Below are 19,344 nucleotides of genomic sequence, written 5' to 3'. Positions count from 1 at the left end.
GCCGGGGACGCTACGGCAGGATCGAGTCGACGTATCCGCCGTCGACCCGGACGGCCGCGCCGGTGGTGGCGGAGGCGAGCGGGGAGCTGAGGTACACCACCAGGTTGGCGATCTCCTCCGGCTCGATCAGCCGCTGGAGCAGGGACTGCGGGCGGTGTTCGCGCATGAAGACGCGCTGTGCCTCGTCCCAGGGCAGGTCGCGGTCGACCAGTTGGTACACGAAGTCCTCGACGCCCTCGGTGTGGGTGGGCCCGGCGATGACGCAGTTCACCGTGACGCCGCTGCCCGCGGCCTCCTTGGCGAAGCCGCGGCCGACGCCGAGCAGGGCCGTCTTGGAGACTCCGTAGTGGATCATCTCGGCCGGGATCACGACGGCCGAGTCACTCGCGATGTACAGCACCCGGCCCCAGCCGCGGTCCCTCATCCGGGGGAGATGGGCGCGCGTCAGCCTGACGCCCGCGAGGACGTTGATCTCGAAGTAGCGGCGCCACTCGGCGTCGCTGATCTCCAGTGCGGGCGCGGCGCCGAAGACGCCGAGGTTGTTCACGAGGATGTCCACGTCGGGCAGCGTCTCCAGGGCCCGCCCGGCACCCTCTTCGGTACCGAGGTCGGCCGCGACCGGCACGAACGTGCCGTCCGGCACCTCGCCCCGCAGCTTGTCGACGCTCTCCGCCAGGCGGCCGGCGTCGCGCCCGTTGACGCCCACGGTGGCACCGGCCCGCGCCAGTCCGGCGGCGATCGCCGCCCCGATGCCCTGCGAGGAGCCGGTCACCAGCGCGGTGCGTCCGCCGAGGTCGAGATTCATCAGGTCGCTCCTTGTCCTGCCGTACGGTCGGTCGGGTTGCTCCTGCCCACCCTCGCTCACGACGCACCCGCGACCCGGCCGCCCGCACCGCACGCCCGCACCGGCACGCCCGGTCGGCGGACCCCCCGGTGCTCTCGGTTGACCTGCGGCGACGATACTTGCTACGTCCGTGCCCCTGCTGCCAGATGGACCCATGCCGACCTCTCCCACCGCCCGCCCCACGCATCCGCCCACGCTGTGGGCCGCTCGCGGCCGCCATGTCGGCTCCGCGGCCGAGGACACCGTCCGGCACCGGCTCCAGCGGCTCAAGGACGACCACGTCGTCGACGACTTCCTGGAACCGCCCGACGAGCCGATGGCCGAGCCCCCGGCCGCCGGGGCACCCGGCCCCCGCATCCTCGAGGCGCGCTGGAAGGCCCCCGGGGCCGTCACCGTGCGGGCCAGACTGATCCTCGAGCCCGCGTCGGCGGGCGGGCAGGAGTGGACGCTGCTCGCGGAGGCCGAGGAGGCCTGGGACCTCGCCTGGCCCTCCCCCGCCACCGTGTTCTGGCCGGACGACCCGGACGTCACCTGGGACCGGGACGCCGCCACGGGGCTGCGCCTGCGGGGCATCAACACCCTGCCCGACGACGACAAGGCCGTGCGCCGGCTGCTCAAGGAGGCGGGGCGCAGCCCGTGGAACATCCACGTGGTGGTGCACGAGGCGATGACCCCGGACCACCGCGGCCGGGTGCCGCTGGCGCAGCGGCTGCCGCCCGGTCTTCGGCACCGGGTGGTCGAGCACCGCGCCGCGCCGCAGCAGTTGCGGGTGGTGAACTGGGCCCTGGAGGACTTCGGGGTCCAGGTGCCGCGCGGCGGCGCCGTGGTGCTGCCCGGCACACCGGCCCCGGCCGACTACGCCGCCGGTGACTTCTCCGTGCGCACCGTGTTCCTCGACGGCTCCGAGCCCACCGCGCTGATCGCGGCGGTGACGTCCTTCGCCGCGCTGCCCAGGCCGCTGCCCGACGACGCGGTGGCGGCCCTCGCCTCGCTGCGTGAGGACTGGCGGCTGCTGACGCTGGAGGAGGAGCTGGAGCGGGAGCGCAAGCTGGTGAGGATGTACGCCGAGGCGCTGGAGGCCATGACCCAGTCCCGCGACCTGTACCGGGAGGCGGCGGAACGCGCGGCCGAGGCCCTCGCCGTGTACCGGGAGTCCGCCGCGGCGGCGGCACCGGCCGGACCGGCACGGTCACAGACGCCGTCGGCCTCTCCCCTGCGGGGTCTGACCCGCACGCTGGAGCGGTTCAGGGGCTCCGCCCGGACCGCCCGCCCGGACGCCGCCGACCGCGGCACCACGGAGCCTCCCGGGAGCCCGGCGACCGACGACTGACGACTGGCGGCCGGCTGCCCACGACCAGCGGCCGGCTGCTCACGACCGGCTGCCCACGACTGGCCACCGCCGGGGTGAGGGCACCCTCACGTGTCATCCGGCGGGAGGTGGATACGCGGACGGCACAGGAGCACGGCCCGTCCCGGAAGGTCACCGACGCCATGGACAGCCAGCACGACAGCGCCCCCGCTTCCCGCCCACCGGAGTCCTCCCGTTCCCAGACCACGCTCCGGGTCAACGGCAAACCGCACACCCTCACCGTCGACCACCGCCGCGTCCTGCTGGACCTCCTGCGGGAGGACCTCGAACTGGCCGGCGCCAAGAAGGGCTGCGACCACGGCCAGTGCGGCGCCTGCACCGTCCTGGTCGACGGGCGGCGCGTCAACAGCTGCCTGCTGTTCGCGGTCGCCCTGGACGGCTGCGAGATCACCACCGTCGAGGGTCTCGCCGGGGACGGCGAGGAGCTGCACCCGCTCCAGCGCGCCTTCCTGGACCGCGACGCCTTCCAGTGCGGCTACTGCACGCCGGGCCAGATCTGCTCCGCGGTCGGCACGCTCGCCGAGGCCGCGGCCGGGCATCCCTCGCACGTCACCGACCCGGCGGCGCCCTCCGGGGAGCCGGTCGTGCTGAGCCGGGACGAGATCCGCGAGCGGCTGAGCGGCAACCTGTGCCGCTGCGGCGCCTATCCGCGCATCGCCGACGCCGTCGAGGACGTGATCCCGTGAAGCCCTTCGCCTACGTACGCGCGGGCAGCGTCGAGGAGGCCACCGAGGCCTTCGCGGCCCACCCCGGCGCCCGCTACCTGGGCGGCGGAACCAACCTCGTCGATCTGATGAAGCTCGGCGTGGAGACCCCCGCCGCGCTGGTCGACGTGACCCGGCTGCCGCTGGGCACCGTGGAGGAGCTGCCCGACGGCTCGCTGCGGGCCGGGGCGACGGTCCGCAACAGCGACCTCGCGGCCCACCCCGCCGTCCGCGACCGCTACCCCGCGCTGTCCCAGGCGCTGCTGGCCGGCGCCTCCGGGCAGTTGCGCAACGCCGCCACCACCGGCGGCAACCTGTTGCAGCGCACCCGCTGCCCCTACTTCCAGGACCTGTCGAAACCCTGCAACAAGCGGGAGCCCGGCACCGGCTGCGGCGCCCTGGAGGGTGTGCACCGGGACCACGCGGTCCTCGGCCACTCCGACCAGTGCATCGCCACCCACCCCTCGGACATGGCGGTGGCGCTGGCCGCCCTCGACGCGCGCGTCGAGCTGCACGGACCCGAGGGCACCCGCAGCGTGCCCGCCGCCGACTTCCACCGGCTCCCCGGGCTGCATCCGGAGCGGGACACGGAGATCCACCCCGGCGAGCTGATCACCGGCGTGGTCCTGCCCGCGGGCACGGCCGGGCTGCCCTCGGCGTACCGCAAGGCACGCGACCGGGCGTCGTACGCCTTCGCGCTGGCCTCCGTCGCCGTCGTGCTGCACCTCGCGGACGGGGTGGTGGAGCGGGCCGGGATCGCCTTCGGGGCGCTGGCGCACCGGCCCTGGCGGGCCCGGCGGGCCGAGGACGCGCTGCTGGGCGCGGCCCCCACGACGGCGGCGTTCGAGCACGCCCTCGACCTGGAGCTGGCCGCGGCCGAGCCGCTGCGGGACAACGCCTACAAGGTGCCGCTGGCCCGGCGGCTGGCCCTGGACGTACTGGGCCGGCTCGCCCCGCCCGCCACGACCTGACGACCGAGGAGGACTCCATGACCGCCACCGATGCCGTCCTGGGCGCTCCGGTCGAGCGCCGGGAGGGGCGGGAGAAGGTCACCGGCACCGCCCGGTACGCCGCCGAGTACCCGCAGCCGGGCCGCGCCCAGGCCTGGCCGGTACCCGCGACGGTCGTACGGGGCCGGGTGACCGGCGTCGACACCGCGGCCGCGCTCGCGCTGCCCGGCGTACTCGCCGTGCTCACGCACGAGAACGCGCCCCGGCTCGGCGCTCCCGACGACCCGACGCTGGCCGTGCTGCAGGGTCCGCACGTCCCGCACCGGGGCTGGTTCGTGGGCCTGGTGGTGGCCGAGTCGTTGGAGGCGGCCCGGGCCGGTGCCGCCGCCGTCCGGATCACCTACGAGACCGAGCCCCACGACGTGACCCTCACCGCCTCCCACTCCGGGGCCTACGTCCCGGACTCCGCCAACGGCGGCTTCCCGGCCGTCACCGAGCACGGCGACCCGGACGGTGCCTTCGCCTCCTCGGCGACCCGGGTGGACGTCGCGTACACGGTGCCGCCGCTGCACAACCACCCCATGGAGCCGCACACCAGTACGGCGCACTGGGAGGGCGAGCGGCTGACCGTGCACTCCTCCAGCCAGGGCACCTCGGCGGTGCGGGCGGAGCTGGCGCGCCTGTTCGCCCTGCCCGAGGACCGGATCACGGTGCGCGCGGAGCACGTGGGCGGCGGTTTCGGCTCGAAGGGCACGCCGCGGCCCGAGGTGGTGCTGGCCGCGATGGCGGCGCGGGAGACCGGGCGGCCGGTCACCGTCGCGCTGCCGCGCCGCTGTCTGCCCGCCGTCGTGGGACACCGGGCGCCGACCCTGCACCGGCTGCGCCTGGGCGCGGACGCCGACGGCCGGCTCACCTCGCTGGTGCACGAGGTGACGACGCACACCTCCCGGGTGAAGGAGTTCGTGGAGCAGGCCGCGGTCCCGGCCCGCGTCATGTACGGCACGCCCGCCCTGCGCACGTCCCACCGCGTGGCGGCGCTGGACGTTCCCACACCGTCCTGGATGCGCGCCCCCGGCGAGTGCCCCGGCATGTACGCCCTCGAGTCCGCCATGGACGAACTCGCCACCGAGCTGGGCGTCGACCCGGTGGAGCTGAGGATCCGCAACGAACCGGAGAACGAGCCGGACAGCGGAAAGCCGTTCAGCAGCAGGCATCTGGTGGAGTGTCTGCGCGAGGGCGCCCGGCGCTTCGGCTGGGAGGGGCGCGATCCCCGGCCCCGGTCCCGCGCGGCGGGGCCCCTGCTGATCGGCAGCGGCGTGGCCTCGGCCACCTATCCGGTGCTGGTCTCCCCGTGCGTCGCCTCGGCGCGTGCCCTGCCCGACGGCGGTTTCCTGGTGCGGGTCAACGCCACCGACATCGGCACGGGTGCCCGGACGGTGCTCGCGCAGATCGCGGCCGACGCCCTCGGCACCGCGCTGGACCGGGTCCGGCTCGACGTCGCCGACAGCGGCATCGGGTTCGCCCCGATGGCCGGTGGTTCCTCGGGCACCGCGTCCTGGGGGTCGGCCGTCCACGAGGCGTGCGTCCGGCTCAACGGCCGGCTGGCGGAGCACTCGGGGCGGCTGCCGGACGAGGGGGTCGCGGCCGAGGCCGACACCTCGGGGACGGCGGACGCCGAAAGTCCCTTCGCCCGGCACGCGTTCGGCGCCCATTTCGCCGAGGTGGGCGTGGACACCGTCTCCGGTGAGGTCCGCGTGACACGGCTGCTGGGTGTGTTCGCCGCGGGGCGCATCCTCAACGCGCGCACGGCCCGTTCCCAGTTCATCGGGGGCATGACGATGGGCCTGGGCATGGCGCTGACCGAGGACAGCACGATGGACCCGGTCTTCGGCGACTTCGTGCAGCGTGACCTGGCGGCGTACCACGTGCCCGCGCACGCCGACGTCACCGACCTCGAGGCGCACTGGGTCGAGGAGCGGGACGACCACCTCAACCCCATGGGCAGCAAGGGGATCGGCGAGATCGGGATCGTGGGCTCGGCGGCGGCCGTCGGCAACGCCGTCCACCACGCCACCGGCATCCGCTTCCGGGAACTGCCGCTCACTCCGGACCGGGTGCTCACCGCGCTGCTCGCACACGAGCACCCCGCGGGCATGCTGGGGGTCTGACGACGCACGCGGTCCGCGCCGGTTCACCGTCCGGCGCGGACCACGCGGTGCAGAGGCGGGGCGGTGGCGGTCAGTCCGCGGCGGTGCGGCTGGACACGGCCACGGGGCGGGCCGCCCGGCGGCGGGCGGAGTCCTGAGAGGCCACGGCCACCCGCACGCACAGCGCCGTGAGCGCGACGAGCGAGGCCGCCACGGCCGCGGCGACCGCGACCCAGACCGGTGCCAGCGTGAGGTCCGTGACCGGGGTCACCCGCGCCGAGGGGGTGGCGCTGCCGTAGAGCTTGGCCGCGGCCAGTGCCGCCGGTGCCACCACCGCGGCGGCGAGCACCGGCACGGCCGGCCGCACGGTCAGCAGCAGGGCGAGCACCAGGCAGAGCGCCGACAGGCCGAGCGCCACCCCGTAGGCCGGTGCGGAGGCGTCACCGCGGTGCAGCGGGAAGTAGGCGACGCCGCACCCGGCCAGGACCGCGACGGTGAGCCAGGACGGCCAGGCCGGACCGCGGGCGGCCCGCCGTGCCGCGCGGTCGCGCACCGCCCGGGCCTTGTCGCGGTCGCGCGCGGCACGGGTACTCTCACGGTCGCGCGCGGCACGGGCACGGTCGCGGTCGCGCGCGGCACGGGTACTGTCGCCGTCGCGCGCGGCGCGGGTCTCGCCACGGTCACGTCCCCGGCGGAACGGGCGTGGGCGCCTGCGGAGTTCGCGGCCGCGGCGGTCCGCTCCGGAGGGAGTGCCGCCGGGCCCCGCCGACCGGGGTGCGGGCGCGCGTCCGTCGTCCTCGTCGGCCGCGTCCCGGTCCGCGCGCAGCCGCCGGGCGTCGGGCCGCTCCGGGCGCATGTGGCCGCTCTCGGCGAGCCGGCCGATCAGTTCGACCAGTTCCTCCACGGGCCGGCCGGTGGCGGCGGCACGCACGGCCGCCTGACCGCAGTGCGGTTCCAGGGGCGTGCGGTGCAGCAGCGCCATCAGCCGGGTCACGTCCTCCACAGAGCGGCACTCCGCCGCGGCCCGGATCGCCTCGTCCGCACTGTCGGACTGGCGCGGCGGCCGGGTCAGCAGGCCGACCAGCCGGGTCACGTCCTCGACGGACCGGTTCACGCCGACCGCGCGGAGCGCGTCGATCGTGGCCTGTGCGTACTGGGGTGACCGCTCCAGCGTCGTGATCAGGTCGACGACCTCGTCCAGCGGCCGGTCGGCCACGGCGGCGCGCACGAGGTCGCCGACGGGATCGCCGTACCCGTGCGCCGCACCGGCGTCGGCTTCGGCGTCCGGGCCGGCGGCAGGGGCCGTGCCGGCGTCGGCATCGAGTGCGCGGGGGCCGGGTTCGTCGGGAGCGGGAAGGTCGGGGTCGGGCTCCAGTTCGGGGAGGTCGGCATCGTCGAAGTCGTCCCAGACGTCGCTCTCCTGCTCGGGCGCGGACCGGCCGGAAGAGGTCCGTGCCTCGGGTTCCGCGCCCGGCGGTCGCGCCGTGCCGGTGGTCGTGGCCGTCTCCCCGGTGGGCAGGTCCAGGGCGGATATGGCGTATTCGGGCGAGCGGGGTGATGAAGAGCCGGTGGTCATGATCTCTCCGTGTGGTGGGGGTGCGGCCGCCCTGCGTCCCCGACATGCGACCCGCGCTGTGTGCTGCCATTACTAGGCACGTCCACCGCGCCGTGCCACTCCGGGCGGGCCACAGGGATGAGAGAACCCGTCCCGCGGTCTTGCCACCGCCGCCGGCGGGCATCCGGGTAGGGAGGCGCGCACCGCGCGCCGGAGGAGGGGCCCGTGGATACGACCACAGTGATCGTCGTGGCGGTGCTGCTCGCCGCGCTCGTCCTCGCGGCGGCGGTCGCCGTCCTGGTGCGCCTGGTCCGCACCCGCCGGGACCTCAGGCGGGCCGGGCTTCCGACGGGTCCCCGCTGGGTGTTCTGGGGAGCGGTCCTCTACTTGGTCCTCCCGGCCGACCTGGTGCCCGATCCGGTCTACCTGGACGACATCGGTGTACTGCTCCTCGCCCTGCGGTCCACGCGCGGCGCGTTCGGCGGGCGGAACGGCCCCGCGGAGCGGCGGCGGGCCACCCGCCCGCCCGGTGATTACGCAGCGTAAGGAAACCAATCACCCGTTCGATTCGTATAAGTCTCTGGAAGCCGAAGGAAGTCGGCGGACCAGATGACGGCGCAAAGGGCCGTCCTCTGATCGGCGCAGCACCGACTAGGGAGAGACGATGCAACCGTTCGCGCTCAACTACGCACGGCCCGCAGTGGAGTTGGAAGCCACCACTCCGTACGTCTACGACTCCGGGCTGCAGTTGAACGTGCTCCTCGACGGGCGGGTGGCCGCCTGCGACCACGCGCTGCTGAGAGAACTGGGGACCACGACCTCCACCGCGGGGTCGAAGACTCACTTCGACGACTGAACACGGGTCGTCGAGAATGACCGTGTTGATCCTGACCAGTGAAGAGGACGTCACCGCCGACATGGTGGTGGTGCACCTGAACGCGTCGGGGGTACCGGTGGTCCGGCTGGACCCCGCCGACCTCACCGACTCCGTCGCGCTCTCCGGCGAGTTCGTGCACGGCTCCTTCCGGGGCCATCTGTCCTCGGGGGGCCGTTTGGTGAGCATCGGGGGGCTGCGGTCCGTCTGGGTGCGCAGGCCGGGGGGTGCGGCCACGCGGGCCGCCGAGCCGTCCGCGTGGCTGACCGAGGAGGCCGGTCAGGCGCTGTACGGCATGCTCCGCGGCTCGGGAGCACGCTGGATGAACCAGCCGGACGCCGCGCACCGGGCCAGGTACAAGCCCTGGCAGCTGCGTCTCGCCCAGCGGTGCGGGCTGCCCGTGCCGGCGACGCTGATCACGACGTTTCCGCGGGCGGCGCGCGAGTTCGCCGAGCGCTACCCGGATCTGGTGGTCAAGCCCGTCTCGGGCGCCCACCCGCAGGATCCGCCGCTCGCGGTGCCGACCAGCCGGGTTCCGCCCGAGGCCGACTTCTCCGCCGTCGCGCACGGCCCGACACTGCTGCAACGCCGGGTCGCCAAGCGGGCCGACATCCGGCTGACCGTCGTCGGCGAGGAGCTGCTGGCCGCCCGCAAGACGGCACTCGCCAGCCTGGACCCCGACGAGGTGGACGTCCGTTTCGCCGCGTCGGGCGAGCAGTGGCGGCCGGCCGAGGTGCCCCCACGTGTCGCCGAGGGGGTCCGCGCCTATCTCCGGGCGGCCGGACTGGCCTATGGCGCCCTCGACTTCGCCGAGGACGGCGACGGCACCTGGTGGTTCCTGGAGTGCAACCAGTCCGGACAGTTCGGCTTCGTCGAGGTGGACACCGGCCAGCCGATCGCGCGCACCATAGCCGACTGGCTGGCCCGGCCCGGCGCCGCGGACGCGGCGGACCCGGACGGTCCCGACGCGGCGGCGGCCGGGTGAGACGGGGTGCGGCCGTCAGTGCGGGCGCGGGCCGGGCAGCAGGGCGGTGCGCTGCCAGCCGGCGCCGGGGGACGGCTGGCGCTCGGCGCCGGGCAGGTGCCCGGGGGCGCGCAGCGGACGCATGACCACCTCCAGTTCCCTGCTCACACGCTCGGCGTCCCGCCGCACCTGCTCGGGGACGTCACCGCGTTCGGCGACGAGTCGGTCGTAGATGGGGGAATCCTGGAACACCCGTCAACGTGCCTTTCGTGTCGTCCGCCCCCGCACGGAGGCGCGACTGAGCAGTCTAGGCGCCCGTTCACGTGGTGGTGCGCATTCCGCCAGGATGTGAACGGCCGCTCAGGCACCGGTCGTGGAGCCGGGCCGCACGATCATGAGGATGGTCACGGTCGCCCACAGCAGGTTGAACACGCCGGTGAACATCGCGAGCCGGGCCGTACGGGCCCGTTCGACCGGCCGCCCGTCGGCCAGCTCCTCCAGCAGCTCCTCCTGGCGCGGCAGGACGAAGGCGGCCAGGAGTCCCGCGGCGACGGCCGTGAGGGTGATGGACGCGACGAGCCAGGCGTCCGACAGCACGCCCATCGCGGCGGCGGTGGCGAAGCCGAGGACCGGCACCGCGATGCCCAGACCGGCGTAGACCCGGCAGATGCGGTGCAGCAACCGGACGGTGCCGACGCCCCCGGCGTCCCCGGCTCCCGCCCCGTCCGCTCCCCCGACGGCCGCGGCCACCGGCACCCGCCGGGCAGCGGCCGGGAACATGCTGGCCGCGACGGTGACGGGTCCGACGGCGACGATGGCCGCCAGGACGTGGAGGGACAGCAGGATCTTGGTCATGGGGCGGGCTCCGGGGGCGGGATCGGGCGATGCGGTGATCGAGAACCACGGTAGGAAGCCGCCGAGCGGTCGCCCAGAGGCTGAAACGACAGCTTCCGACGGGATCTCGCCAGTGCCTCCACCAGGGGATGGCGCGCGGCACCCGGATTCCACCTGGGCTTCTGCGGTCGGCGGGAACCCGCCTAAGGTGGTCCGCATGCACTCGGTCGCGATCCTCGTCCTCGACGACGTGGTGCCGTTCGACATGGCGGCGCCCATGCAGGCGTTCGACTGGACACGGCTGCCGGACGGCCGCAGTCCCTACCGGGTGAGCCTGTGCGCGGAGTCGCCCGAGGTGCGCACCGAGGGACTCACCCTCCGGATCGAGCGGGGTCTGGAAGCGCTGGAGACCGCGGACACGATCATCGTGCCGGGGCGCTCCGAGGAGTCCGGTCCGCCGTCCGACCGCGTCCTCGACGCGCTGCGCCGGGCGGCCGGCGCGGGGACGCGGATCGCGTCGGTGTGCGTGGGCGCCTTCGTGCTCGCCCGGGCCGGGCTGCTGGACGGACTGCGGGCCACCACCCACTGGATGGCGGCCGCGGAACTGGCCCGCCGTCACCCGAGGGTGGACGTACGTCCGGACGTCCTCTACGTCGACAACGGGCAGATCCTCACCTCGGCGGGCGCGGCCGCCGGTCTGGACATGTGCCTGCACATGATCCGCCGGGACCTGGGGTCGGCCGTGGCCGCGCACGCCGCCCGCATGTGTGTCGTGCCACTCGAACGGGAGGGCGGGCAGGCCCAGTTCATCGTGCACGAGCATCCGCCGGTGCCAAGGGGTTCGGAGCTGGAGCCGGTGCTCCGGTGGATCGAGGACAATCTGGCCGGGGAGGTCACCCTGGGGGCGATGGCGGCGCGTTCGGGCATGAGCGAGCGCACCTTCAGCCGCCGGTTCCGCGAGCAGACGGGCACCACTCCGCTGCAGTGGCTGCTGCGGGCCCGGGTGCGGCGCGCCCAGTACCTGCTGGAGAACGGGGACCAGTCGGTCGAACGGATCGCCCGGCAGGCGGGTTTCGGCTCCCCCACGGCCTTCCGCGAGCGGTTCCGCCGGGTGGTGGGGACCACGCCCTACGCCTATCGCGCCGCCTTCCGGGCGAAGACCTCCGCGTCGCCGGACGGCTCCGAGGTCCCGCTCGGGGTGTCACACGGCCAGTGACAGGCCGCTCTCCCCGTCGACGTCCGCCGGGCACGCCTCCGGTGCCGCGCGTCCCTTGGCGAGCAGCAGCGCGTCCGCCTTCGCCACCGCGTCGTGGACACTGGTCGTCGCCAGCATCACGCACAGTGTGTAACTGACGTCCGTCAGTTCGCGCGTGACCGCGGGCCGCGGCCTCTCCGCCTGAGCGATCCGCAGCGTTGCGTACCGCGTCAGCAACTCCCTGACGACCTTCGGGTCCGGTTCGAGCACGAAGCGCCCCTCTCTCGACTTTCGCTGCGTATGCCCGGCCCCCGCCGTCACAATCGCACCGCGTCCGTCCCCGCCCGCAATTGACCGGATCCGGGTGTTCAACGCCCGGCCCGCTCCCTTTCCACCACCTCCCGAAAGGCGCGCGGCGGGCGGCCGGTGACGCGTTCGACGGTGTCGGTGGTGCGGTCCTCGGCCCCTTGGGCGATCGCCCGGTCCAGGTCGGCGAGGAGCGCGGCGAAGTCCGGCGGCACCACGCTCGCAAGGCGGGCGCGCAATCCCTCGTGGGTCAGGCCACGGTGGACGACCGGCCTGCCGCCGGCCCGGGTGAGGACGGCGGCGACCTCGTCGTGGTCGAGGGCCTCGGGACCGGTGAGGACGAGATCGGTGTTGGGGGCGCGGTCGTCCGTGAGAGCGTGCGCGGCGACGGCGGCGATGTCGTCGGCGTCGACGAAGCCCACCCGGCCGCTCCCGGCGGCGGTCCAGAAGGTGCCGTGCCGGCGGATGCCGACCGCGTGGGGATGGTCGCCGGTGAAGTTCTGCATGAACCAGGAGGGCCGGAGCACGGCCCACTGGTCGAACAGGCCGGGCAGTTCACGATGCACCGCGCCGACCGCGGGGCCGCCCTCGGGAACGGCGGAGGAGCTGAGCAGCACGGCGCGGCGCACGCCGGCCGCGCGGGCGCGGCGCAGGAAGGGCAGCATGACCGCGGCGGGGTCCGTGTCGCCCACCGGCGGAACGAGGTAGACCCGGTCCGTTCCGTCGAGGGCCGCTTCGTGTGTGGTGGCGTCGTACCAGTCGAAGCGGACCGGATCCGCGCCCGGGACCGGGGCCGCGCGCCGTCCGGCGGCCTTCACCCGGTGACCGGCGCCGGCCAGCCGCGCGGTGGTGCGGCTCCCGGTCGTGCCGGTGGCGCCGACGACCAGTGTCGTGCCGATGCCGGTCATCGGGCGCTTGCGGCGAAGTCGGCGCCGGGTTCCATGACTGCCAGGGGGTTCCAGTAGTCACGGTAGGACGTGAACCGCCCGTCCTCGACGGTCACTACGACGATGTACGTCATGTCGAAGGGGGCGTCCGTCCGCACCAGCCGGCCGACGCCGCGCATCTCCACCACGACGGTGCGTGCGTCGGTCGTCTCGTGGATCCGCAGTTCGGGGAAGTCGTGCAGATCGATGTGGTCGGGGTAGTGCCGCATGTAGGCGGCGACCGCCTCCCGCCCTTCGAGTCGCCGCGGCCGGCCGTCGGGGGCGAAGGGGAACTCCGCCACGCCGTCGTCGGCCCACAGGCCGACCCAGGCGTCGATGTCCTTGTCCAGCAGCAGGCGCAGCCCGTGCCGGAACAGGTCCGACGCGCTGGCGGGCGCCCCGGAGGGGTGAGGGACGGGGGTGGACATGGGTGTGCTCCTCTGCATCGCGCCTTTCCGGCGCCCTCGTCGCATAGAATGCGGACCGGCGGTCCGCTTCACACAATACGGACCGCTGGTCCGCTTTGCAATACGCCCCCACCCTTCGACGGAGGAGACCCGTGACCGAGCGCAAGCCCCGCAAGGACGCGGCCCGCAACCGGGCCGCCGTCCTCGCCGCCGCCGACGACCTCTTCGTGCGCTGCGAGAGCCCCGACGACGTCACCATGGCCGACGTCGCGACGGCGGCCGGCGTCGGCAAGGGGACCCTCTTCCGGGCCTTCGGCGACCGGGTCGGGCTGGTCGCGGCGCTGTACGCGGCGCGGCTCGAACCGGTCGAGGAGGCCGTCGAGACGGGTCCGGCGCCGCTGGGCCCCGGCACCCCGGCGCGGGAGCGGGTCGCCGCCCTGCTCGACGCGATCCTGTGCTTCAAGCTCGACAACCGGGGCCTGGCGCTGGCGCTGGAGGCCGCGGGGCGCGACAGTCCCTACGGCGCCGGACACTACGAGCGCTGGCACAGCCTGCTCCGTGCGGTGCTGGAGGAGGTGCCCGGCCTCGCCGACGGGGAGTTCGCCGCCCACGCGCTCCTCGCCGCCGTCCGCGCCGACCTCGTCGAGCACCTGGCCGGCCGGCAGGGCGTGTCCCGCGAGCGGATGCGCGCCCAGCTCGCCGACTACACGGCCCGGGTCCTCGGCAGCCCCGCCGTACGGGCCTGAGGAAAGACCCGGACCGGCTCAGGCGACCTGACCGCTGTGGAGTGCGGTGTACGCCCCTCCCCCGGCCAGCAGTTCCTCGTGCGTGCCGATCTCCTGGATGCGGCCCTCGCCCATCACCACGATCCGGTCCGCGCCCCGCACGGTGGACAGCCGGTGCGCCACGACGAAGGTGGTGCGCCCGCGCAGCAGCCGGGCCAGCGCCTGCTGGACGAGCGCCTCCGAACGGGTGTCCAGCGCCGAGGTGGCCTCGTCGAGGATCAGCACCCGGGGGTCCCTGATCAGGGCGCGGGCGATGGCCAGCCGCTGGCGCTGCCCGCCGGACAGCCGCGCCCCGTGTTCCCCGACCAGGGTGTCCAGGCCCCGCGGCAACCGGTCGACGAACTCCAGGGCGTTGGCGTCGCGCAGGGCACCGCGCACCGTCTCCTCGTCGGCGTCGTCCATGCCGTAGGCAACGTTCTCCCGGACGGTGCCGTCGAACAGGATGGACTCCTGCGGCACCACCGAGACGAAGCGCCGGTATGTGCGCAGGTCGAGGGTGTTCATGTCGGTGCCGTCGAGCAGCAGCCGGCCCGAGGTCGGCCGCAGGAAGCCGATCACCAGGTTGAGGACGGTGGACTTGCCGGCGCCGGACGCGCCGACCAGGGCGATGGTCTCGCCGGGTTCGACGGTGAGGGTGAAGTCGCTGACGGCGGGCCGTCCGTCGCTGTCGTAGAGGTGCCCGACGCCCTCGAAGGCGACGGCGCCGCGCAGTGCGGTCAGCTCCTTCTTGCCCTCGTTGTCCTCCAGTTCGGGGGCCTGGAGCACCTCGCCGACCGAGCGGACGGACTCCAGGCCCTTGGTGATGACGGGGGCGAGGCCCGCCAGCGTCGTCGTGGAGTTGGTGAGGGTGGTCAGGAAGGCGCTGAGCATCACGACGTCCCCGGCGGTGACGCCCCAGACGTCGTAGTACGAGACCAGCGCGGCGCCCGCCAGCACCAGGACGCCGACCACGTTGAGCACGACCCAGGACAGCGAGCCGAAGCGGCCGTTGACCAGGTCCAGTCGCATCCCGGAGGTCAGCAGCCGGTCCAGGGTGCCGTCCATGCGGCGCAGCGCCTTGCCCTCCAGGCCGTGGGCCCGGGTGACCGGGATGAGCCGGGTCATCTCCGTGACCCGTGAGGACAGGGTCTCCACCTCGTGGCGGAAGCGTTCGTTGTGGGTGCGCAGCCGGGCGCGGAGGCGGGCCACGAGGAGGGAGGCCGCGGGGACCACGACGAGGAAGACGGGCAGGAACTCCGGGGTGCGCACGGCGATGATGACCAGGCCGCCGGTGAGCACGGTGAACGCGCCGAGCCCGGTCTCGGCGGTCTGCTGCACCATCTGTTCCACCGTCTCCACGTCCCGGACCACCTTGGCCTGCAGCACGCCCGCGCTCACCCGCGAGTGGTAGCCGATGGAGAGCTGCTGCATGCGCGTGCACAGCGCGGAGCGCAGGGCGGTGCCCATGCGGCGCACGCTGCCGTACAGGAGCCGGACGTAGAGCAGGTGCAGCGGGTAGTTGACCACCAGGATGAACATGATGAGCCCGGTGCTGGTCCACAGGTCGGTGATCGGACCGTGCTGGACCACGGTGTCGATGATGGCGGCGGTGACGAGGGGCAGCAGCCAGATCGGGCTGTGCTTGACGGTGAAGACGGCGACCGCGCCGGCCAGTCGGCGGCGGTCGGCGCGGAACAGGTAGACGAGCGTGCGTATCGGGTGTTCGCCCCGGTAGCGGTGATCGAGCGGCTTTTCCATCGACGACGCCATCGGCGTGGTCCTCCTGGTGACCGAGTGGGGCAAGCGCTTGCTACCGCGCTTTCCTACCCCGTCGGCGGGGAGTACGCCACACCGTTCCGCGCCTTGGAAGGGACCCGCGCCTTCTCCCCCGTGGAGGGCGCGGGTCCCGGTCTGCGAAGGTGCGCGGGGCTCAGTCCCCGAGGGTGCGGGCGAGTTCGCTGGTGGCGCGGGTGATCTCGGTGTCGTCCTCGGCCAGCAGCCGCTCCAGTCCGTCCCGCCGGGCGCGCACGGCCTGCCGCGCCGCGCGCTCCCAGGCCACCGGGTTCTCACGGTGGTTGAGCAGCTTGGGGTAGGCGGCGGCGGTGGTCTCCCACTGCCGGGCGTCGGCGATGTTCTTGAGCAGCTGGATGATCTGCGCCCGGCAGCTCACCTGGGGCCGCTGCGCCAGCTCCCACAGGAAGGGCACGGTCGCGGCGGTCGCCTGCTCGACGACGAAGCCGTACTGGCAGATGCGCCTGCGCAGGTCGCCGAGGGCGGCGCGGGCGGTTTCGGCATCGCCCCGGGCGACCTTGCGCAGCAGCCGGGGAATGGCCGCCGCCGAGCCGGTGGAGTCCTGGATGTCGCTCCAGGGCACGCCGTCCAGGCCTGCGAGCAGACTGGTGGTGCGGGGGGAGCCGGGCGGCGTCTGACGGTCGGTGCGCCGGGTGCTCGGCTCGGGTGTCGGAGCGCTGCGCATGGTGTGGGGCCCTTCCGCGGCAGTCGGGTCAGGTGAGGGGGCGGGTCGACAACGTGGCCCAGACCGTCTTGCCCGCCGACGGGCGCGGGGTCCAGCCCCACTCCTCGGCGAGGGCGTCGACGATGCACAGGCCGCGTCCGTGCTCCCGGAGTGCGGAGCCGTCGCACGGGTTGAACCGGGGCGCGTTGTCCCCGGGATCGGAGACGGTCAGCGTCAGCCGGCCGGGGCCCAGGGCGAGTCCGAGCCTGATCTCCGGCGAGCCGGCCGCCGACGACGGCACCGCGTGCGTCAGTGCGTTGGAGACGAGTTCGGTGATCACGAGGACCGCGTCGTCGCCGAGGTGGTCGAGCGACCACCCGCGCAGGGTGTCCCGCGTGAAGACCCGGGCCCGGGCGAACCCCTCCCCGCCGCACGCGACGCGCAGTACGGCGGCGGCCGGGCGGCCGGCGGCGGCCCGCACCGGGTACGGGAGCCCTCCGGAGCGGGGCGTGGCGCCTGCCTCCGACACGGGTTCGCCGGGCGACCGGAGCGTTGGATGCGCAGGTGACGGCACAGCATCTCCCTGATGCGACGTCAGAACGGGGCGTCGACCGAGGGGTTGACGCCACGGCTATTATCCACGCTTAGAGCGCTCGCGTGCAATTGCACGAGAAATTGCGCGAAAAAAGTCGGATGGGGGCGCTCGGGGACCGGCACGGCTCGGTCCGCTCCCCCGAACAGCAAGGAGACCGCGGTGCCACCAGTGCGCAACGGAGTGCAGGCCAGCCTGTTGGACGCCTGCTGGAAGAAGAGTCGGCACAGCAACGCCGAGGGCAACTGCGTCGAGGTCGCCCTCGTCGACGGAGGCATCGCGATGCGCAACTCCCGTGATCCCGACGGCCCCGCGCTCGTCTACACACCGGCCGAGGTGGCGGCGTTCCTGGCGGGGGCGAAGGAGGGCGAGTTCGACCACCTGGTGTAGGGCGCGGCGGCGCGGCGGGACGGGACGCGGAGCCCAACTACCCGATTTCCGCGGGTGGATGCGGCGGACCCCGAGGGGATGAGATAGTCTTTCCTTCAAGTCTGCCGGTCTGCTGGGAGTCAGGATGTCCGCCGCGTCGCATCGCATCTCCCGTCTCGAACCCTATCTGGATCGGGCCGAGCCGGCTCCGACCCTGCTGAAGATGCTCGTCGGCGTGCAGCTGGCGGGATTCCGCGAGGATGCCGGCCTCTCCCAGGACCAGGCCGCACGCGCGCTCGGCTTCAGTGCCGCGAAGCTCTCGCGCATCGAGTCGGGCAAGGGCCGCAGGCCTCCCACGGAGACCGACGTCCGGGCGCTGCTCGAGCAGTACGGCACCGATCCGTACGAGGCCTCGGTGCTGCTCAAGCTGTTGCAACGGGCGGGCGAACCGGGCTGGTGGCAGCGGTACGACAAGCGTCTGATGCCCGAGTGGTTCGACCGCCTGGTCGGCCTCCAGGAGGCCGCGGCGACCATCCGTACCTTCGAGATCCAGTACGTCCCCGGCCTGCTGCAGACCGAGGCCTACACCGAGGCCGTGGTCAGGCGCGGCCTGCCGAACGCACCCGCGAGCGAGGTCGGACGCCGGGTCGAACTGCGCAAGCGCCGGGCCCAGTTGCTGGACCGGGTCGACGCGCCGCAGCTGTGGGCGATCATCGACGAGTCCGTGCTGCTGCGTGTGCTGGGCAGCCGTGAGGTCATGCGCGAGCAGCTCGCCCACCTGGCCGCGATGGCGAAGCTGCCCCATGTGACGCTGCAGATCGTGCCGCTGGACGTGACGAACGCGTCGGCGCCCGCGATCCCCGTCACCTATCTTCGTTTCGGCGGCACCGACCTGCCGGACGTGGTCTACCTGGAGCACATCAGAAGCGCCAACTTCCTCGAGGACCAGGACGAGACCGAGGAGTACCGGGTGGCGCTGGACCGGCTGGCCGACGAGGCGCTGACTCCGCGGGAGTCGCTGGAGCGGCTGCGCGAGACGACGGCGACGCGCTACTGCGACAAGTAGCGGCACGGCACGGACGACGGAGGAGGGGGCACGCGCACCGCGCGTGCCCCCTCCTCCGTCATGTCCGTCGTGTCTCGTGCGGGCGACCGGCCCGCCCGCCGCAGTCAGCGCAGACGTCCCAGTCCGCCGAACTCGATCCACTCGTCGGTGAGCTGACGTGGCGCCACCTCGGTGTCCGGGCGCCAGGTGGAGACCTCCACGAGCCCCGGTTCCAGGATGTCCATGCCCTCGAAGAGCGCCTCGACGTCCTTGGGCTCACGCACCCGGCCCCAGTGGCCCTGCGTCGCCTGGTCCATGAACTCCGTGACGAACTTCCGCACCTCGGCGTCCTCGCTGACCAGCTGGCACATCACCGCGAAGCTGCCGGGCGCGAGCCGCTCGGTCACCCGGCGGACCACCGCCCGGGGGCCGTCGGTGTCACTGTCCGGGATGCAGTGGAACACCGAGTTGAACAGCACGGCGACCGGCTGCGAGAAGTCGATCAGGCGCTGGGTGTCCGGGTGGGAGAAGATCTCCTCCGTCGCCCGCATGTCGGCGTGGATGACGGCGGTCTGGTCGTTCTGGTCGAGCAGCGCCCGGCCGTGGACCAGCACCATCGGGTCGTTGTCGACGTAGACGACACGGGACTCGGGGGCGACGCGCTGGGCGACCTGGTGCACGTTGTCCTGCGTGGGCAGGCCGGAGCCGTGGTCGAGGAACTGGCGGATGCCGTAGTCCTCGGCGAGGACGCGGACGACCCGCTGGAGGAAGCGCCGGTTGTTCAGCGCCAGCCGCCGCGTGCTGGGGACGACCTTGTCGAGTTCGCCGACGGCGGCCCGGTCGGCCGCGTAGTTGTCCTTGCCGCCCAGGTAGAAGTCGTACATCCGTGCCGCTGTCGGCACGCCGGCGTCGATCTCCGTGGACAGCTGCTTGTCGGCTTGCATCGTTCCCCCAGCTCCGTACCGGCGCCAACTGGACTGGCATGACAGACAGTACATCCTAAAGACTTAGTGGTCAGCCAAACCAGAGGCGGGATCAAGTGGC

22 protein-coding genes are annotated in these 19,344 nt (G+C 73.6%); 11 read left to right on the top strand and 11 right to left on the bottom strand.

Annotated features, from left to right (window positions below):
• Positions 1–10 precede the first annotated feature (10 nt).
• Complete coding sequence (locus ACFYZ3_RS10865) at positions 11–805, bottom strand: SDR family NAD(P)-dependent oxidoreductase (protein ID WP_388515346.1); 795 nt, start codon at positions 803–805, stop codon at positions 11–13.
• A 193-nt stretch (positions 806–998) separates the two neighbouring features.
• Here ACFYZ3_RS10865 and ACFYZ3_RS10860 point away from each other — a divergent pair, with 193 nt between their 5' ends.
• From ACFYZ3_RS10860 to ACFYZ3_RS10845, 4 genes are all read left to right on the top strand, one after another.
• A complete protein-coding gene (locus ACFYZ3_RS10860; protein WP_388515344.1) occupies positions 999–2,174 on the top strand; it encodes a hypothetical protein in 1,176 nt (391 codons plus the stop codon).
• Positions 2,175–2,335: 161 nt separating this feature from the next.
• On the top strand, positions 2,336–2,899 hold the full coding sequence (locus ACFYZ3_RS10855) for a 2Fe-2S iron-sulfur cluster-binding protein (RefSeq protein ID WP_388515342.1): 564 nt from the start codon (positions 2,336–2,338) through the stop codon (positions 2,897–2,899).
• The gene (locus tag ACFYZ3_RS10850; protein ID WP_388515341.1) at positions 2,896–3,888 is read left to right on the top strand and encodes an FAD binding domain-containing protein; all 993 of its coding nucleotides are present in this window, start codon (positions 2,896–2,898) and stop codon (positions 3,886–3,888) included. The genes ACFYZ3_RS10855 and ACFYZ3_RS10850 overlap by 4 nt, the downstream gene beginning before the upstream one ends.
• 17 nt (positions 3,889–3,905) lie before the next feature.
• On the top strand, positions 3,906–6,035 hold the full coding sequence (locus tag ACFYZ3_RS10845) for a xanthine dehydrogenase family protein molybdopterin-binding subunit (RefSeq protein WP_388515339.1): 2,130 nt from the start codon (positions 3,906–3,908) through the stop codon (positions 6,033–6,035).
• 70 nt (positions 6,036–6,105) lie between these two features.
• On the opposite strand, the gene ACFYZ3_RS10840 is transcribed toward ACFYZ3_RS10845, so the two are convergent.
• A complete protein-coding gene (locus ACFYZ3_RS10840; protein WP_388515337.1) occupies positions 6,106–7,590 on the bottom strand; it encodes a hypothetical protein in 1,485 nt (494 codons plus the stop codon).
• Positions 7,591–7,794: 204 nt separating this feature from the next.
• Here ACFYZ3_RS10840 and ACFYZ3_RS10835 point away from each other — a divergent pair, with 204 nt between their 5' ends.
• The 3 genes from ACFYZ3_RS10835 (at position 7,795) to tgmB (ending at position 9,428) form a co-directional block, all read left to right on the top strand.
• A complete protein-coding gene (locus tag ACFYZ3_RS10835) occupies positions 7,795–8,115 on the top strand; it encodes a YkvA family protein (protein WP_361002486.1) in 321 nt (106 codons plus the stop codon).
• A 118-nt stretch (positions 8,116–8,233) separates the two neighbouring features.
• A complete protein-coding gene (gene tgmA, locus ACFYZ3_RS10830) occupies positions 8,234–8,425 on the top strand; it encodes a putative ATP-grasp-modified RiPP (RefSeq protein ID WP_003978169.1) in 192 nt (63 codons plus the stop codon).
• A gap of 16 nt (positions 8,426–8,441) precedes the next feature.
• The gene (gene tgmB, locus ACFYZ3_RS10825) at positions 8,442–9,428 is read left to right on the top strand and encodes an ATP-grasp ribosomal peptide maturase (protein WP_388515335.1); all 987 of its coding nucleotides are present in this window, start codon (positions 8,442–8,444) and stop codon (positions 9,426–9,428) included.
• 15 nt (positions 9,429–9,443) lie between these two features.
• Here tgmB and ACFYZ3_RS10820 read toward each other — a convergent pair whose 3' ends face one another.
• Both ACFYZ3_RS10820 and ACFYZ3_RS10815 read right to left on the bottom strand, forming a co-directional pair.
• On the bottom strand, positions 9,444–9,659 hold the full coding sequence (locus tag ACFYZ3_RS10820) for a hypothetical protein (RefSeq protein ID WP_003978167.1): 216 nt from the start codon (positions 9,657–9,659) through the stop codon (positions 9,444–9,446).
• Between the two features lie 108 nt (positions 9,660–9,767).
• The gene (locus ACFYZ3_RS10815) at positions 9,768–10,262 is read right to left on the bottom strand and encodes a hypothetical protein (protein WP_388515333.1); all 495 of its coding nucleotides are present in this window, start codon (positions 10,260–10,262) and stop codon (positions 9,768–9,770) included.
• A 196-nt stretch (positions 10,263–10,458) separates the two neighbouring features.
• Here ACFYZ3_RS10815 and ACFYZ3_RS10810 point away from each other — a divergent pair, with 196 nt between their 5' ends.
• Positions 10,459–11,457, top strand: coding sequence for a GlxA family transcriptional regulator (locus tag ACFYZ3_RS10810; RefSeq protein ID WP_388515331.1), 999 nt, complete (start codon positions 10,459–10,461; stop codon positions 11,455–11,457).
• On the opposite strand, the gene ACFYZ3_RS10805 is transcribed toward ACFYZ3_RS10810, so the two are convergent.
• The 3 genes from ACFYZ3_RS10805 to ACFYZ3_RS10795 form a co-directional block, all read right to left on the bottom strand.
• A complete protein-coding gene (locus ACFYZ3_RS10805) occupies positions 11,443–11,706 on the bottom strand; it encodes a DUF5133 domain-containing protein (protein WP_388515330.1) in 264 nt (87 codons plus the stop codon). The genes ACFYZ3_RS10810 and ACFYZ3_RS10805 overlap by 15 nt on opposite strands.
• 98 nt (positions 11,707–11,804) lie before the next feature.
• On the bottom strand, positions 11,805–12,650 hold the full coding sequence (locus ACFYZ3_RS10800; RefSeq protein WP_388515328.1) for an NAD(P)H-binding protein: 846 nt from the start codon (positions 12,648–12,650) through the stop codon (positions 11,805–11,807).
• Entirely contained in the window at positions 12,647–13,096 is a 450-nt protein-coding gene (locus ACFYZ3_RS10795) for a nuclear transport factor 2 family protein (protein ID WP_388515326.1), read from the bottom strand. Before ACFYZ3_RS10795 ends, ACFYZ3_RS10800 begins: the two co-directional genes overlap by 4 nt.
• Before the next feature lie 131 nt (positions 13,097–13,227).
• Here ACFYZ3_RS10795 and ACFYZ3_RS10790 point away from each other — a divergent pair, with 131 nt between their 5' ends.
• Positions 13,228–13,821, top strand: a complete 594-nt coding sequence (locus ACFYZ3_RS10790) for a TetR/AcrR family transcriptional regulator (protein ID WP_388515324.1) — start codon at positions 13,228–13,230, stop codon at positions 13,819–13,821.
• Positions 13,822–13,839: 18 nt separating this feature from the next.
• Here the strand turns inward: ACFYZ3_RS10790 and ACFYZ3_RS10785 are convergent, their stop codons facing one another.
• The 3 genes from ACFYZ3_RS10785 to ACFYZ3_RS10775 all read right to left on the bottom strand — a co-directional run bounded on the left by ACFYZ3_RS10785 (position 13,840) and on the right by ACFYZ3_RS10775 (position 16,868).
• On the bottom strand, positions 13,840–15,609 hold the full coding sequence (locus ACFYZ3_RS10785) for an ABC transporter ATP-binding protein (protein ID WP_388515322.1): 1,770 nt from the start codon (positions 15,607–15,609) through the stop codon (positions 13,840–13,842).
• A 160-nt stretch (positions 15,610–15,769) separates the two neighbouring features.
• Positions 15,770–16,315 (bottom strand): hypothetical protein, encoded by a 546-nt coding sequence (locus ACFYZ3_RS10780; RefSeq protein WP_388515320.1) that lies wholly within the window; start codon positions 16,313–16,315, stop codon positions 15,770–15,772.
• Between the two features lie 28 nt (positions 16,316–16,343).
• Positions 16,344–16,868, bottom strand: coding sequence for an ATP-binding protein (locus tag ACFYZ3_RS10775; protein ID WP_388515318.1), 525 nt, complete (start codon positions 16,866–16,868; stop codon positions 16,344–16,346).
• Between the two features lie 180 nt (positions 16,869–17,048).
• Between ACFYZ3_RS10775 and ACFYZ3_RS10770 the strand changes: the two genes are divergently transcribed.
• Together ACFYZ3_RS10770 and ACFYZ3_RS10765 are read left to right on the top strand one after the other, a co-directional pair.
• On the top strand, positions 17,049–17,276 hold the full coding sequence (locus ACFYZ3_RS10770; protein ID WP_356856013.1) for a DUF397 domain-containing protein: 228 nt from the start codon (positions 17,049–17,051) through the stop codon (positions 17,274–17,276).
• A 124-nt stretch (positions 17,277–17,400) separates the two neighbouring features.
• Positions 17,401–18,321, top strand: a complete 921-nt coding sequence (locus ACFYZ3_RS10765) for a helix-turn-helix domain-containing protein (RefSeq protein ID WP_388515316.1) — start codon at positions 17,401–17,403, stop codon at positions 18,319–18,321.
• 104 nt (positions 18,322–18,425) lie between these two features.
• Here ACFYZ3_RS10765 and ACFYZ3_RS10760 read toward each other — a convergent pair whose 3' ends face one another.
• Complete coding sequence (locus tag ACFYZ3_RS10760) at positions 18,426–19,244, bottom strand: SAM-dependent methyltransferase (RefSeq protein WP_388515314.1); 819 nt, start codon at positions 19,242–19,244, stop codon at positions 18,426–18,428.
• Between the last annotated feature and the right edge of the window lie 100 nt (positions 19,245–19,344).

It is taken from the genome of Streptomyces sp. NPDC001599 (assembly GCF_042893535.1).
In the GTDB taxonomy this organism is placed as follows: domain Bacteria; phylum Actinomycetota; class Actinomycetes; order Streptomycetales; family Streptomycetaceae; genus Streptomyces.
The sequence above is the reverse complement of the archived record's forward strand: the minus strand, read 5'-3'. Positions and strand labels throughout refer to the sequence as shown.

What these genes read in the sequence shown, in the direction of transcription:
- ACFYZ3_RS10865 (WP_388515346.1), bottom strand. Translation starts at nt 805, where the DNA reads ATGAATCTCGACCTCGGCGGACGCACCGCGCTGGTGACCGGCTCCTCG.
- ACFYZ3_RS10860 (WP_388515344.1), top strand. Translation starts at nt 999, where the DNA reads ATGCCGACCTCTCCCACCGCCCGCCCCACGCATCCGCCCACGCTGTGG.
- ACFYZ3_RS10855 (WP_388515342.1), top strand. Translation starts at nt 2,336, where the DNA reads ATGGACAGCCAGCACGACAGCGCCCCCGCTTCCCGCCCACCGGAGTCC.
- ACFYZ3_RS10845 (WP_388515339.1), top strand. Translation starts at nt 3,906, where the DNA reads ATGACCGCCACCGATGCCGTCCTGGGCGCTCCGGTCGAGCGCCGGGAG.
- ACFYZ3_RS10840 (WP_388515337.1), bottom strand. Translation starts at nt 7,590, where the DNA reads ATGACCACCGGCTCTTCATCACCCCGCTCGCCCGAATACGCCATATCC.
- tgmA (WP_003978169.1), top strand. Translation starts at nt 8,234, where the DNA reads ATGCAACCGTTCGCGCTCAACTACGCACGGCCCGCAGTGGAGTTGGAA.
- tgmB (WP_388515335.1), top strand. Translation starts at nt 8,442, where the DNA reads ATGACCGTGTTGATCCTGACCAGTGAAGAGGACGTCACCGCCGACATG.
- ACFYZ3_RS10815 (WP_388515333.1), bottom strand. Translation starts at nt 10,262, where the DNA reads ATGACCAAGATCCTGCTGTCCCTCCACGTCCTGGCGGCCATCGTCGCC.
- ACFYZ3_RS10810 (WP_388515331.1), top strand. Translation starts at nt 10,459, where the DNA reads ATGCACTCGGTCGCGATCCTCGTCCTCGACGACGTGGTGCCGTTCGAC.
- ACFYZ3_RS10800 (WP_388515328.1), bottom strand. Translation starts at nt 12,650, where the DNA reads ATGACCGGCATCGGCACGACACTGGTCGTCGGCGCCACCGGCACGACC.
- ACFYZ3_RS10795 (WP_388515326.1), bottom strand. Translation starts at nt 13,096, where the DNA reads ATGTCCACCCCCGTCCCTCACCCCTCCGGGGCGCCCGCCAGCGCGTCG.
- ACFYZ3_RS10785 (WP_388515322.1), bottom strand. Translation starts at nt 15,609, where the DNA reads ATGGCGTCGTCGATGGAAAAGCCGCTCGATCACCGCTACCGGGGCGAA.
- ACFYZ3_RS10780 (WP_388515320.1), bottom strand. Translation starts at nt 16,315, where the DNA reads ATGCGCAGCGCTCCGACACCCGAGCCGAGCACCCGGCGCACCGACCGT.
- ACFYZ3_RS10765 (WP_388515316.1), top strand. Translation starts at nt 17,401, where the DNA reads ATGTCCGCCGCGTCGCATCGCATCTCCCGTCTCGAACCCTATCTGGAT.
- ACFYZ3_RS10760 (WP_388515314.1), bottom strand. Translation starts at nt 19,244, where the DNA reads ATGCAAGCCGACAAGCAGCTGTCCACGGAGATCGACGCCGGCGTGCCG.